The following is a 13543-nucleotide window of genomic DNA, read 5'->3' on the forward strand; positions in this document are numbered from 1 at the left end:
GGGGCCGAGCGGCGGCGGCAGCAGGGGCTGCGTGACGGTGACGGCGGTCGGCTCGGCGAGCACGTCGGAGGGCAGCACGAGGGCGGTGGCGCCGCGGGGCATGACGCGGGCGCGGCGGAAGGCGTTGGTGACGGCCTCCGGGACGTTGTCGGCGGCGGTGACTTCGCCGGTGTGCTTGGTGACGGCGGCGAGCAGGCTGGCGGCGTCCATCGACTGGTGCGTGTGCTTGAGCCGGTCGGCGCGGCCGACGGCGCCGCACAGGGCGACCATGGGGTCGCCCTCGTAGGTGGCGGTGACCAGGCCGGTGGTGAGGTTGGTGGTGCCGGGACCGGAGGTGACGAGGGCGACGCCGGGGGTGCCGGTGAGGCGGCCGACGGCGGCGGCCATGAAGGCGGCGTTCTGCTCGTGGCGGCAGACGATGAGTTCGGGGCCGTCGTCGCCGACGTCGAGGAGGGCGTCGTAGACCTGGTCGACTTTGGCTCCCGGCACCCCGAACACCCAGCGGACCCCCTGGGCCTGCAGGCATTCGACGACGCGCTGGGCGCTGCGGACGGGGGTGGTCTCGGTGGCGCTCATCCCATGGCCTCTCGTGTCTGTCTGCCGGTGCTGACGGTGCTTCTGTTTGCCGGTGCAACCGGTGCTGCCGGGCACCGAGCCTAGACCCGCGGCGAGGGCGGCGACCGCGGCAAGGGCGGCGACCGCGCTCGAGCGCCACCGGCCGCGTCAGGCCGCCCGTCGCGCGCGAGCGACGCTTTTCCTGGCTCCCCACGGTCGCGGTCGCCGTCCAGGCCGCCCGTCGCGCACGGGCGACGCACTAGGCTGCGCGCATGCGCATCCGGCACCGCATCTTTCAGACGAGCCTCATCTCGTCGCTGGCCTCCGGGGTGTTCGAGGACGACATGACGCTGGCCGAGCTGCTCGGGCAGGGGTCGTTCGGGCTCGGCACGTTCAACGAGCTCGACGGGGAGATGATCATCCTCGACGGCACGTGCTACCAGCTGCGCTCGGACGGCAGCGTCAGCCTCCCGCCGATGAGCGCGCACACCCCGTATGCGGCGGTGACGAACTTCGTGCCGACGTTGCGCCGCGAGATCGACGACGAGCTGGTGCGCAAGGGCGTCAGCGACATCATCGACTCGATGCTGCCGTCGCCGAACTACATGTACGCGCTGCGGATCACCGGTGACTTCGGGTGGGTGACGACCCGGACCGTCGAGCGCCAGCAGGCGCCGTACCCGACGCTCGTCGAGGCCACCGACGGCGAGGAGGTCGTGCGTTTCGAGGACGTGCGTGGCGTGGTCGCCGGCTTCCGCACGCCGCTGTTCGAGGCGGCGATCTCGGTGCCCGGGTGCCACGCCCACTTCATCGACGACGACCGTCAGCGCGGCGGCCACCTCATCGACTTCGAGATCCGCTCCGGCGTGGCGGAGATCTGCATCGGCACCGACCTTGAGCTGCGGCTGCCCTTGACCAGCGAGTTCGAGTCGGCCGACCTGACTCCGGACGATCTGCAGGAGCAGCTGCACAAGGCCGAGCACGCCGGCCACAACTGAGCCGAGCCGGTCGCCCATCAGAACGGCGGCGGGTCAGGGTCGGGCTGGCCGGGCGGGCCAGGGTCGGCCGGGTCGGGGCCGGGTAGGCCGGGCGAGCCAGGGTCGGGCAGGTCGGGAGGATCGAGGTCGGGTAGGTCCGGCGGATCGGCGCCGCCGCCACGTATCCACAGCCCGGGGCCGTCGCTGTCGGGCGGCGGACCGAGCGGGAACTCGACGAACTGCAGCTCGCAGCGCAGCGTGTGCTCGACGCGCGACACCGCCCCTTCCAGGGGCAGGGGCCGGTAGTCGTACGGATAGCTGATGTACTCGCGGCCCGTGCCCGTGGTCCACCTGATGAGTTCGCCGTCGCGCAACGCCCGCCAACGCCCGCGGGTCTTGTGGTTGTGGTGCGGGCGGTGCTTCCCGGACAGGTTCTCTTCGGAGGTCTGACCGCCGCGCCGCCGTTCGATGTCATGGTCGAGATCGCACGCCTCGGGCGGCACGACGCAGCCCGGCACCCGGCACTCGCCGTCGCGGGCCCGAACCGCGCGGGCCAGCGGCGCGCCCGGCCGGTAGGCCGTCGTGGACAGCTCGACCGCCGAACCGTCCAGCGGGTCGATGACCAGGCGCCGCCACGTGGACCCGGCGACCATGGCCGCCTCGCGGACGACCTCGGCGGGCAACGTGTCGACGCCGCCGGCACCGGAGATCCGCCCCGGTTCGAGGTCGAGGCCGAGCAGCGTGCCCAGCCCGACGACCACGGAGACCTGCGCGATCGGCCAGCGTCGCCCCACCAGGGCGGGGTCAAACGACGGCGCCACCACGTCTGCCGCGCCTGCGGCCGTCGACGACTCCGCGGGGTCCACGGGGTTTGCGGGATTGGCGGGGTTCGCGGGGTCAGCGGGAGCCGCGGTGTCTGCGTGATTCAGGGCGGCCACACCGTGCGTGACGCCCCCTTCACCCGCGCAGGACTCGCGGCGCTCTCCTTCGGCCTCGGCGCCGTTGGCCGGCTGCCCATCGACCGCCTGACCGGCGCCACCGGTCGAAGCCACCGCCTGCCCCGAGCCGCCACCAGAACCCACGGCCGCCCCGAGGTGGCCGAACATCAGCAGGTCGAGCGTGACGTCGGAGCGCAGCTGGGCCAGCGTGCGAGACTCCCCCGCCTTCCGCAGGCGCCGGGCGAGGTCGTCGACGCGGGAGTAGGCGCCGCGGAGCCGGGCCGCGCCGCCGGTCACCCGCAGCTCACCGGTGCCGTCGGGGTCGATGAGCACGTCGACGCGCCGGTCGGCCAGCCGCCGGGCCCGCTGTTCGCGGGAGTCGACGAGCCGGGCCAGACGGCGCGCTAGCCGCTGCCGGAACAGGGGATTGCTCAGGGCCGCGCCGCCCCGCACGGGCGCGAGCACCCCTTCGGCCACGTCGGCGGCCAGCGGCCCGGGCAGCACCCGGCACTCCTCATAGAGCGTCTTGACCCGCCAGAACGAGACCTCGCCGGCGCGCAGCCGCTCCGTCAGGGCGTGCACCCGAACCGGCTCCGCGGTGGCGACGTCGACCCGGGAAGCGGCCTCGCGCGCGCCCATACCGGTGGCGAGCACCAGCTCGTCGGCCATCGCCGAATCGGCCGCGTCGACCGCGCGCCGGCGGGTCGTCGCCGACGCGTCGGGGCCGGCCTCGATGAGCGCCGCGGCCCGCTCGCGACGGGTCAGCTCACCGGTCGCGGCCAGCGAGATGGAGTCGGCCCACACCTTCAGCGCCTCCATGGTCTCCACGACCGACAGCACGTCGGACGAACTCACGTGCTCGAAGGCGTCGCGCGGCAACGCCGCGTGCGGCTCGCACACGAGCCCGGCACCGATCTGCACGGACATGCCACACCTCCTTCGGCGGGTTCTGCGGGTTCTGCGGGTTCAGCGGGGTCGGGGGTTCGGGGGTTCGGGTACGGCGGGTTCCAGTGGGTTTAGTGGGTCCTGCGAGGTTCGGGGTTTCTGCGGGTCCAGCGGGTCAGCGGGTCCAGCGGTTCAGCGGGTTCAGCGGCCAGCGGGTTCAGCGAGTTCGGGGGTTCAGCGGGTTCAGCGGGTACGGCGGGTTCAGTGGCTTCAGCGGGATCGACGGGTTTCGACACGGTCGACGGCGGCCGCCAAAGACCCCCGCGACGGGCCCGTCGGGACGGCTCTGTCGACCGATGCAACTACCCTAGACGCGACCACCGACAAGATGCGGAGCCCGACAAACAAGCTGGTCAGAGGCTTGTAGGGCAGCGACACAACCACGTCGACCCAGGTCCACCACGACCGCCCGAGGCAGCGCCCGCCAGCCGTCCGAAACGATCCGACGCGGATAGATCAACGGGAGCGTCGCTGCGGCCCCGAGCGGATACAGTCCACTGGCATGGCAGATCTCACCGAACTCCTCGCCGAGGACGCGATCGCACTCGATGTGGAGGCGGCCGATTGGGAGGACGCCGTGCGCCGCGCCGGCGCCCTGCTGGTGCGCACCGGAGTCGCCACCGACTCCTACACCCAGGCGATGATCGACAGCGTGCACGAGCGCGGCCCCTACATCGTCGTCGCGCCCGGGTTCGCCTTCGCCCACGCCCGCCCCAGCGAGGCGGTGCAGCGCACCGGCATGTCGTGGCTGCGGCTGACAACCCCGGTGGAGTTCGGCCACCGCGCCAACGATCCGGTCGGCCTCGTCGTGGCGCTGGCCGCGCACGACAGCAAGGCCCACCAGGCGGCGATGGCGCAACTGGCCCGCGTGCTCGCCGACCCGGAGAAGAAGGCCGCGCTGGAACGCGCCTCCAGCCCGCAGGAGGTCAGGGCCATCCTCGGCGAGAACCAGGCCCCGCGCGCGAAGACCGCGACGACGCAGCGCGGATCCACCAAGAACCACATCCTCACCGTGTGCGGCAACGGCATCGGCACGAGCATCTTCTTGAAGAGCACGCTAGAGAAGGTGCTCGAGCGCTGGGGTTGGGGTCCGTACGTCAGCGTCGAGGCGACCGACACGGTCTCCGCCAAGGGCAATGCCAAGGAGGCCGACCTCATCATGACCTCCGGTGAGATCGCGCGGGCGCTCGGAGACCTGGGGGTCCCGGTGCAGGTCATCGCGGACTTCACCAGCCACAAAGAGGTCGACGCGGCCCTGCGCGACAGCTACGACGTCTAACGCCCTGCACACGCACGAAGGAGTGTCATGGACTGGTTGGTGACCATCGCGCAGTTCCTGGTCAACGAGATCCTCAGCGTGCCCGCCTTTCTCATCGGCATCATCACCGCGGTCGGCATGGTGGCGCTGCGCAAGAGTGCCGGGCAGGTCATCGGCTCGGCGCTGAAGGCGACCCTCGGCTTCCTGCTGATCGGAGCCGGTGCCACGCTCGTCATCGCCTCGCTGGAGCCGCTGGGCGCGATGATCCTCGGCGCGACCGGCGCCCACGGCGTCGTGCCGACCAACGAGGCGATCGTCGCCGTCGCGCAGGCCGAGTACGGCGCCCAGGTGTCGTGGCTGATGATCCTCGGCTTCGCGATCAGCCTCGTGCTGGCGCGGTTCACGGCGCTGAGCTACGTGTTCCTCACCGGCCACCACCTGCTCTTCATGGCGACGCTGCTCACCATGGTGCTCACCGCGGCCGGCTACGGATCGGCGATCGTCGTCGGCCTCGGTGGCGCCCTGCTGGGCATCCTCATGGTGTCGCTGCCGGCCTTCGCCCAGCCCTGGACGCGGCGGATCACCGGCGACGACAGCATCGCCATCGGACACTTCGGCACCGCCGGATACATCCTGGCCGGCGCCGTGGGGCGCGTCACCGGCGGAGCCCGCAGCCGCTCCACCGAAGAGCTCAAGCTGCCCGAATCCCTACGGTTCCTGCGCGATTCGATGGTCGCCACCGCCTTGTCGATGGTCATCATGTACGTCGTGCTCGCGGTGCTGTTCATGGCGCGCGAGGGCACTCAGGCGGCGTATCAGGCATTCCCCGACGGCGCGACCAACGTCGGCAACTACCTCATGCAGTCGGTGACGCAGGGCCTGCAGTTCGGGGTGGCCGTCGCGGTGATCCTCTTCGGCGTGCGCACGATCCTCGGCGAGCTGGTGCCCGCCTTCCGGGGCATCGCGGCCCGCGTGGTGCCGGGCGCGGTGCCGGCCCTCGACGCGCCGATCGTCTTTCCCTACGCGCAGAACGCGGTGCTCGTCGGCTTCCTCGCCAGCTTCACCGGCGGCCTCGTAGGGCTCGGGCTGCTCAGCGTCTGGCTCAACCCGGCGTTCGGGCTGGCGCTGATCCTGCCGGGGCTCGTGCCGCACTTCTTCACCGGCGGCGCGGCCGGGGTCTACGGCAACGCCACCGGCGGCCGGCTGGGCGCCGTGTGCGGCGGGTTCGCCAACGGGCTCCTCATCACGCTGCTCCCGTCGGGGCTCTTGCAGGTGCTGGGCACCTTCGGGGGCGAGAACACGACGTTCGGCGACGCCGACTTCGGTTGGTTCGGCATCCTAATCGGCGGAGCCGCGAAGCTGGGCGGGGCCGTCGGGCTCGTGGTCATCGCGCTGACCGGGGCGGTCTTCCTGGGGCTGGCGATCCTCTTCCAGCGCCGCGTGGTCGATGCCGACTGGGACCCCTCGCCCCACCGCGAGAGCGTCCGCGCCACCGCGGAGGCCGAGGCCAGCGCCATGACCTCCAGCACGCGCACGTACGCGAAGATCCCGCCGCCGCAGGGGGCGCCGGCTCCGCCACCGCCTCCGTAGGTTCACGTCAGGGTCGCGTCAGGCGCGTCACCGCCCGCGCAACCGGCCCCGCAGCCAGGCCCAGCGCTCGATCATCCGGGCCTCGAAGCCGCGCTCCTTGGGGTGGTAGTAGTCGGCGTCGAGCAGGTCGTCGGGCAGGTACTGCTGGGTGGCGACGGAGTCGGGCTCGTCGTGGGCGTAGACGTAGTCCTCGGGCTTGCCCACCGCGCGGGTGGCCGAACCCGCCGCCCGCGACCGAGCCGTGCCCCGCAGCGGAGGCGGTACCGCGGCCCCGCGACCGGCGCGCACGTCGGCGATCGCCGACCCGATCGCCAGGTAGGCGGCGTTCGACTTAGGGGCCAGGCAGTTGTGAACCACGGCCTGCGCCAGGATGATTCGCGCTTCCGGCATGCCGATCTGCGCGACCGCATGCATGGCGGCGACGGCGGTCTGCAGCGCCGTCGGGTCGGCCATGGCGATCTCCTCGCTCGCGGAGATGACGATGCGCCGGGCGATGAACCGCGGGTCCTCGCCCGCCTCCAGCATCCGCGCGAGGTAGTGCAGGGCAGCGTCGACGTCGGAGCCGCGCATCGACTTGATGAACGCGCTCGCGACGTCGTAGTGCTGGCCGCCCGCGCGGTCGTAGCGCACCGCGGCCTGCGCGACGGCCTGCTCGGCGTGGGCCAGCTCGATCTCCTGCGGGTCGTCGGCGCTCGGCAGTCCTCGCCCCGCGGCCCGCGCGTCGGTGGCCACGCCGGCCGCCGCCTCCAGCTGGGTCAGCCCGCGGCGCGCGTCGCCCCCGGCCATCCGCACGAGGTGCTCCCGAGCATCGGCCGCCAGCGTGTAGGCGCCGGCCAGCCCGCGCTCGTCGGTGAGCCCCGAGTCGATGACCTCGCCGACGTCGTCGTCGGTCAGCGAGGTCAGCGTGATGAGCATCGAGCGCGACAGCAGCGGCGCGACGATCGAGAAACTCGGGTTCTCGGTCGTCGCCGCGACGAGGATGACGAGCCGGTTCTCCACGCCGGGCAGCAGCGCGTCCTGCTGGGCCTTGGAGAAGCGGTGGATCTCGTCGAGGAAGAGCACGGTCTGCCGGCCGTAGAGGTCGCGGTCGCGGGCGGCGGCGTCCATGACGGCACGCACGTCCTTGACCCCGGCGGTCACCGCCGACAGCTCGACGAACCGCCTCCCGGCGGCGGTGGCGACGAGGTGCGCGAGCGTCGTCTTGCCGGTGCCGGGCGGGCCCCAGATGATCGCGGAGACGGGCCCGGCGGCTCCCCCGGACCCCTCGATGAGCCGCCGCAACGGGCTCCCCGCGCGCAGCACGTCGCGCTGACCGCGCACCTCCTCGATGGCGCGTGGCCGCATCCGCACCGCGAGCGGCGGGCGCGTGTCGGCGCCATCGGAGTCGGTGCGGGCGTCGTCGGGGTCGCGGTCGGCGCGGGCCGCGGCGAAGAGGTCACTCACCCCGCCAGGCTAGATCGTGCGGGTCGGCGCCTCCGCGCCGAATCCGGCGGAAGGGACAGCAGCCAGGAGGAGCAGGTTCGCTCGGTGGACCTCGACCGCGTGGGCCGGATGCTGGGGCGTGTGCCGGCGGACTCGCTGTCGGCACTCGACGAGGCCCTGCGGCTGCACCTGTCGTTGTAGCAATGACGTGCTACATGAGGTTGGCCAGCGCCTGCCCCGTCGCGGTGCCGCTGCGCGCTATGTCGGCGGGTGCGCCGGAGGCGATGATGCGGCCGCCGCGCTCGCCGGCGCCGGGGCCAAGGTCGATGACGTGGTCGGCGCCGGCGATGACGCGCAGGTCGTGCTCGGCGACCACCACCGTGTTGCCCTGGTCGACGAGCCGATTCAGCTCGCCGACGAGCAGGTCGACGTCGGCGGGGTGCAGCCCCGTCGTCGGCTCGTCGAGCAGGTACACCGTGTGCCCGCGCGGCGCCCGCTGCAGCTCGGTCGCGAGTTTGATGCGCTGCGCCTCCCCGCCGGAGAGTTCGGTCGCCGGCTGCCCGAGCGTCAGGTAGCCGAGGCCGATCGCGTCGAGGGCCGCGAGCGCCCGGGAGATGCGCCGGTCCCCGGCGAAGAACCCCACCGCCTCCCGCACGCTCAACGCCAGCACCTGCGCGACCGAGCGGCCGTGCCAGGTGACCTCGAGGGTCTGCGGGTTGTACCGGCTCCCGTGGCACGTCGGGCAGGTCGCGTACGTGCCGGGCAGGAAAACGAGTTCGACCTCGACCTGGCCCTCGCCGTCGCACGTCGGGCAGCGGCCCTCGGCCACGTTGAACGAGAAGCGGCTCGCGCTCCAGCCGCGGGCACGGGCCGCCTCGGTGCCTACGAACAGCGCGCGCACCCGGTCGAACAGGCCCGTGTACGTCGCCAGGCAGCTGCGCGGGCTGCGCCCGATGGGCTTCTGGGTGATCTGCACGACCCGGTCGACCGCCTCCACGCCCGACACGCGCCCCACCCGCACAGCCGGGGGCCGAATCGTCCGCAGAGTCAACCAAATCCGGCTCGTCGAGGGAGGCCGACCGCACCCGCTCCCCGAGCAACTCCCCGAGCACGTGCGTGACCAGCGTCGTCTTCCCGGAGCCGGACACCCCGGTGACCGCGGTGAACACCTCCAGCGGCAGCCGCAGGTCGAGCCCGCGCACCGTGCGCATGGTAATCGCGTCGACCGCCAGCATCCCGGCCGCGGCGCGAGCCTCCGACGCGCTGCGCGGCACCGGCGGGGGCCGGCGCAGGTACTCGCCCGTCACCGACTCCGGCACCTGGGACAGCCCGGGCACCGGCCCGGAGTACAGCACGAGCCCGCCGTCGCTGCCCGCGCCCGGCCCGACGTCGATGACCCAGTCGGCGCGCCGCACGAGCGAGAGGTCGTGCTCGACCATGAGCACGCTGTTGCCCTCGGCGATGGACCGGTCGAACAGCTGCGCCAGCATCGGTTTCTCCGACGGGTGGAGCCCCGCCGACGGCTCGTCGAGCACGTAGGCGACCCCGAACAGCCCGGCCCGCAGCAGCGCCGCGAGCCGCAGCCGCTGCAGCTCCCCGGCCGACAGGGTCACGGCGGGCCGGTCGAGGCTGAGGTGCCCGACACCGAGCCCGACGATCGCCTCCAGCACCGGCAGGATCGTCGGCAGCAGCAGCCGTTCGGCCTCCTGAGCGGGGGTGCCGCCGCCGGCGGGCAGCTCCCGCGAGCGCCCCTCCAGCAGGGCGAGCAGGTCGTCGAGGCTGCGCGCCCCGAGCCGCCAGATCGGGTCGCCGAGGTAGGTGACGGACAGCGCGTCGGGGGTGAGCCGGTGCCCGTGGCACACCGGGCAGGTCGTCGTCGTCAGGTAGGTCAGGGCGCGGCGCCGGGTGCGTTCGGAGGCGCTGTCGGCGATGGTGTGCCGCAGGTAGCGGGCCACCGAGCTCCATTTGCCCTCGTAGGGGGCCTGGAGGCGGCCCGCCTCCCGCACGGGATGCACGGTGACGGTGGGCTGTTCCTCGGTGAACAGGATCCAGTCGCGGGTGTCGGCGGGCAGGTCGCGCCACGGGGCGTGGATGTCGACGCCGAGGGTCGCGAGGATGTCGCGGTAATTCTTGCCGAGCCACGCGCCCGGCCACGCGGCGACCGCGCCGTCGGCGATGCTGAGCGACGGATCGGGCACGATCGATGCCTCGGTCGGCTCGTGCAGCACCCCCGAGCCCTGGCAGCGCGGGCACTCCCCCTCCACGGTGTTCGGGCTGAACGCGTCCGAATCCAGCCGTCCCCCAGGCAGATCGGTGTGCCGTGCGCGCACCTCGTCGGGGTAGTCGCCGGCCCGGGAGTACAGCAGCCGCACCGCGTTCGACAACGTCGTCAGCGTACCGACGCTCGAGCGCGCCCCGCCCGCGCCGCGGCGCTGCTCCACGGCGACGGTCGGAGGCAGCCCGGTCACCGACTCCACGCGCGGGTCGGTGGCGCGGGCGATGAGGCGGCGCGCGAAGGGAGCCACCGACTCCAGGTAGCGGCGCTGGGCCTCGGCGTGCAGCGTGCCGAACGCCCGCGACGACTTGCCGGAGCCGGAGATGCCGGTGAACGCGACGAGCGCCCCGCGCGGGCACGACATGCCGACGTTGCGCAGGTTGTGCAGGCGCGCCCCGCGCACCCGCACGACGTCGGTGCAGGCGCCCCGCCCCGCGGCGACTTCGACGGGAGGCTCGGCGGCCCCCGTCACGGAACCACGTCGAGGTCGCCGAGCCGGTCGGTGCGGGCCATGTTCTCGCGGTAGTCCACGGGACACACGATGACATGCACGGCCCCGTCGTCCGGCGCGGCCCACGCACCCGGGTCCGAGGTCGTGGACGGCGCCGACGTCGAACCGGCAGTGAGCACCTTCGTTGTCGCACGTGCCCGCCACATGCGGCAGCCGGCGCAACCGGGTGTCTGCGCGGGTTTCGCCATATTGACGATCGCGTCGCCGGGACCCGGCCCGCTCCAGGATCGTGACCTGCGCTTTCGCGAGGCGTTGCGATGTAGCGCTCGCTCGCGGTCGTCGAAAGGGCTGTTTGGATCGCGGTAACCGAGTGGCTGCGAGTTCAACCTGACCCTCGCCGCGTCGGCGACCCCGGATCGGCGGCCACAGTGACACGATCTGCGGGTGAGAATTCGCGCCGTGACCAGCCGCGACGACCTCGTCGCGGCGACCGGGGGCAGTGACGCGTTCGCGCGCCTCGACCCGCCCGCGCGCCTCGCCGGCTGGGTGCTGACCGGCCGGGTCGAGGCGAGCGAGCACGCCGTCGCGTTCGTGCGCACCTCGGCGCGACGCGCCCCCAGCCTCACCGCCTGGGGGCCGGGGGTCACGGTGCTCCTGCGGGCGCTGCGGGACGCCGACGAGACGGGGCGCCACGACGTCGCCTCGGTGACCGTGCCGACCTCTGTCGCCGGAACCGCCGGAACCGCCGGAACCGCCGGAACCGACGGAACCGACGGGACCGCCGCCGACGTCTTCGATCTCGGCGACGGCGGCGACTGGCACTGGGCCTGGACCGACCGGGCCCCCGCGCCGGCCCCGGGCGAGGCCGACCTCGTCGAGCTCGACGACCACGCCGACGCCGCCCGCCTGCAGGCCTTCGGGTTCGCGCACAACCCGTTGTTCGAGGGCTTTTCCGGCACCGGCCAGTCGACATCGTGGCTCGCGGCCCTCGCCGACGACGGCAGCCTGCTCGCCTGCGGCGCCGTGCAGCGACTGCCGTCGGGGGTCGCGCATCTTGGCGGCATCGTCGTCGCCCGCCACGCCCGCCGCCGCGGCCTCGGCCGCGCGGTCAGCGCCGCCCTCACGCGCCGGGTCGTCGACACCGAAGGCGTGTGCACCCTCGGCCTGTACGCCGACAACACCGCGGCCCGGGGCGCTGTATGCCTCGCTCGGCTACGTCACCGACAAGCGCTGGACGAGCCGGCGGCTCCGCACACCCCACCCGTCGATCTAGGTCGGTCTAGGTTGGGCTCATGAGCGTGGCGCGCATCAACGGCGGCGGCATCGGCTACGGCGGCGACTACAACCCCGAGCAATGGCCCCGGCAGGTGTGGGACGAGGACGTCGACCTCATGGCCCGCGCCGGGGTCACGTTCGTCACCCTTGGCGTCTTCTCCTGGAGCTGGATCGAGACCGCTGACGGCGTCTACGAGTTCGACTGGCTCGACGACGCGATGGACCTGCTGCACGAGCACGGCATCGCCGTCGACCTCGCCACCGCCACCGCGACCCCGCCGCCGTGGCTCAGCCACGCGCACCCCGAGGTGCTGCCGGTCGACGTCGAGGGCCGCACCCGCTGGCCCGGCAGCCGGCAGGCGTGGTGCCCGAACTCGCCGGTCTTCGCCGCCAAGGCCGTGCGGCTGGCCGGCGAGATGGCGCGCCGCTACGCCGACCACCCGGCGCTGGCGATGTGGCACATCTCCAACGAGTACGCCTGCCACAACCTGCCGTGCTACTGCGACCGGTGCGCGGCCGCGTTCCGGCGCTGGCTGCACGAGCGCTACGGCGGGCTCGACGCGCTCAACGACGCGTGGGGCACCGCGTTCTGGTCGCAGCGGTACACCGACCTGGAGCAGGTGCTGCCGCCGCGGCTGACGACGACGATCCCCAACCCCACCCACGTGCTCGACTACCGGCGGTTCTCCTCCGACAGCCTGCTCGCGCTCTACCGCGCCGAGGCAGCGGCCGTGCGCGAGCACTCCCCCGACATCCCGATCACGACGAACTTCATGACGATGCGCCACTTCGACCACCTCGACTACCACCGGTGGGCGCAGCACGTCGACGTTGTGTCAACCGATCACTACATCGTGAACACGTGGCCGCACCCGCGCGCGGAGCTCGCGTTCAGCGCCGACCTCGTGCGCGGCATCGCCGGCGGCGCCCCGTGGATCCTCATGGAGCACTCCACCTCGGCGGTCAACTGGCAGCCGACGAATCCGGCGAAGGCGCTCGGCCAGACCCTGCGCGACTCCCTCGCGCAGGTGGCCCGGGGCGCCGACACCGTCGGGTTCTTCCAGTGGCGCCAGTCGCGCGCCGGCGCCGAGAAGTACCACTCGGCGATGGTGCCCCACGCCGGGCCCGACAGCGCCCGCTTCCGGGAGGTGTGCGAGCTGGGCGACCTGCTCGGGCGCCTGAAGGAGATCGCCGGGAGCCGGGTCGCCGCCGACGTCGCGATCCTGTTCGACACCCAGGCGCGCTGGGCCGCAGAGGGACCCGCGATGCCGAACTCCGCGCTGGCCTACCTCGACACCCCGGAGGCGGTGCACCGCGCGCTGCGCTCGCGCGGGGTCACCGCCGACGTCGTGCACCCCGGCTCCGACCTGTCCGGCTACCGGGTGCTCATCGTGCCGACCCTGTACACCGTGCAGCCCGCGCACGCCGAGGCGGTCGCGGCCGCCGCGGCGGCCGGCGCGCACGTGCTCGTCACGTTCTTCTCCGGCATCGCCGACCCCGACGATCACGTGCTCCTGGGCGGCTATCCCGGCGCGTTCCGGGAGCTGCTCGGCGTGCGCGTCGAGGAGTTCTTCCCGCTGCTGCCCGGCGAGACGGTCGCCGTGACCGGCCCCGGCGACGCGGCGGGCACCGGTCGCTCGTGGAGCGAGGACGTGACCGTGCCCCGCGACAGCCTCGACGGCCCGCTCGCCGGCGTCGTCGCGACGTACACCGACGGCCCGCTCGCCGGGCGCCCCGCGATCACGCGCCGCGAGCTGCCGGGCGGCGGCGTCGCGTGGTACCTGTCGACGCTGCCCGACGACGCGACCCTGCGCGACCTGCTCGCCGAGGTGCTCGCCGGGGCGGGCGTGCCGGCCG

The 13543-nt window shown here is 73.2% G+C and carries 9 protein-coding genes and 1 pseudogene; 5 read left to right on the top strand and 5 right to left on the bottom strand.

The annotated features are described in order from the left end of the window. On the bottom strand, positions 1 to 576 hold a 576-nt coding region (locus tag PINTE_RS16500; protein WP_245643007.1), incomplete at its 3' end, for a thiamine pyrophosphate-binding protein. A gap of 251 nt (positions 577 to 827) precedes the next feature. Here PINTE_RS16500 and budA point away from each other — a divergent pair. After that, complete coding sequence (gene budA, locus PINTE_RS16505; RefSeq protein WP_068432972.1) at positions 828 to 1553, top strand: acetolactate decarboxylase; 726 nt, start codon at positions 828 to 830, stop codon at positions 1551 to 1553. Between the two features lie 17 nt (positions 1554 to 1570). On the opposite strand, the gene PINTE_RS16510 is transcribed toward budA, so the two are convergent. After that, entirely contained in the window at positions 1571 to 3397 is a 1827-nt protein-coding gene (locus tag PINTE_RS16510) for an HNH endonuclease signature motif containing protein (RefSeq protein ID WP_068432973.1), read from the bottom strand. Between the two features lie 520 nt (positions 3398 to 3917). On the opposite strand from PINTE_RS16510, the gene PINTE_RS16515 reads away from it, so the two are divergent. Then, positions 3918 to 4694 (top strand): PTS sugar transporter subunit IIAB, encoded by a 777-nt coding sequence (locus tag PINTE_RS16515; protein WP_068432975.1) that lies wholly within the window; start codon positions 3918 to 3920, stop codon positions 4692 to 4694. A 27-nt stretch (positions 4695 to 4721) separates the two neighbouring features. Beyond that, positions 4722 to 6263 carry a PTS ascorbate transporter subunit IIC gene (gene ulaA / locus PINTE_RS16520; protein ID WP_068432977.1) on the top strand — a complete coding sequence of 514 codons (1542 nt, stop codon included), beginning with the start codon at positions 4722 to 4724 and terminating at the stop codon, positions 6261 to 6263. A 27-nt stretch (positions 6264 to 6290) separates the two neighbouring features. Here the strand turns inward: ulaA and PINTE_RS16525 are convergent, their stop codons facing one another. From PINTE_RS16525 to PINTE_RS22845, 3 genes and pseudogenes are all read right to left on the bottom strand, one after another. Further along, complete coding sequence (locus PINTE_RS16525) at positions 6291 to 7706, bottom strand: replication-associated recombination protein A (RefSeq protein WP_068432979.1); 1416 nt, start codon at positions 7704 to 7706, stop codon at positions 6291 to 6293. A gap of 190 nt (positions 7707 to 7896) precedes the next feature. Further along, positions 7897 to 10324: pseudogene (locus PINTE_RS25125) on the bottom strand (excinuclease ABC subunit UvrA). 104 nt (positions 10325 to 10428) lie between these two features. Then, a complete protein-coding gene (locus tag PINTE_RS22845; protein WP_157087316.1) occupies positions 10429 to 10590 on the bottom strand; it encodes a hypothetical protein in 162 nt (53 codons plus the stop codon). Positions 10591 to 10870: 280 nt separating this feature from the next. Between PINTE_RS22845 and PINTE_RS16535 the strand changes: the two genes are divergently transcribed. Next, positions 10871 to 11707, top strand: a complete 837-nt coding sequence (locus PINTE_RS16535; protein WP_068432981.1) for a GNAT family N-acetyltransferase — start codon at positions 10871 to 10873, stop codon at positions 11705 to 11707. Next, positions 11704 to 13543 (top strand): beta-galactosidase (locus PINTE_RS16540; protein WP_084343712.1); only part of this gene is annotated, 1840 nt, incomplete at its 3' end. The genes PINTE_RS16535 and PINTE_RS16540, both read left to right, overlap by 4 nt.

It is taken from the genome of Piscicoccus intestinalis NBRC 104926, assembly GCF_001515525.1.
Classification (GTDB): Bacteria; Actinomycetota; Actinomycetes; order Actinomycetales; family Dermatophilaceae; genus Kineosphaera; species Kineosphaera intestinalis.

Bases quoted from the DNA above. Each gene is read 5' to 3' on its own strand.
- budA (WP_068432972.1), top strand. From the start codon at position 828: ATGCGCATCCGGCACCGCATCTTTCAGACGAGCCTCATCTCGTCGCTG.
- PINTE_RS16510 (WP_068432973.1), bottom strand. From the start codon at position 3,397: ATGTCCGTGCAGATCGGTGCCGGGCTCGTGTGCGAGCCGCACGCGGCG.
- PINTE_RS16515 (WP_068432975.1), top strand. From the start codon at position 3,918: ATGGCAGATCTCACCGAACTCCTCGCCGAGGACGCGATCGCACTCGAT.
- ulaA (WP_068432977.1), top strand. From the start codon at position 4,722: ATGGACTGGTTGGTGACCATCGCGCAGTTCCTGGTCAACGAGATCCTC.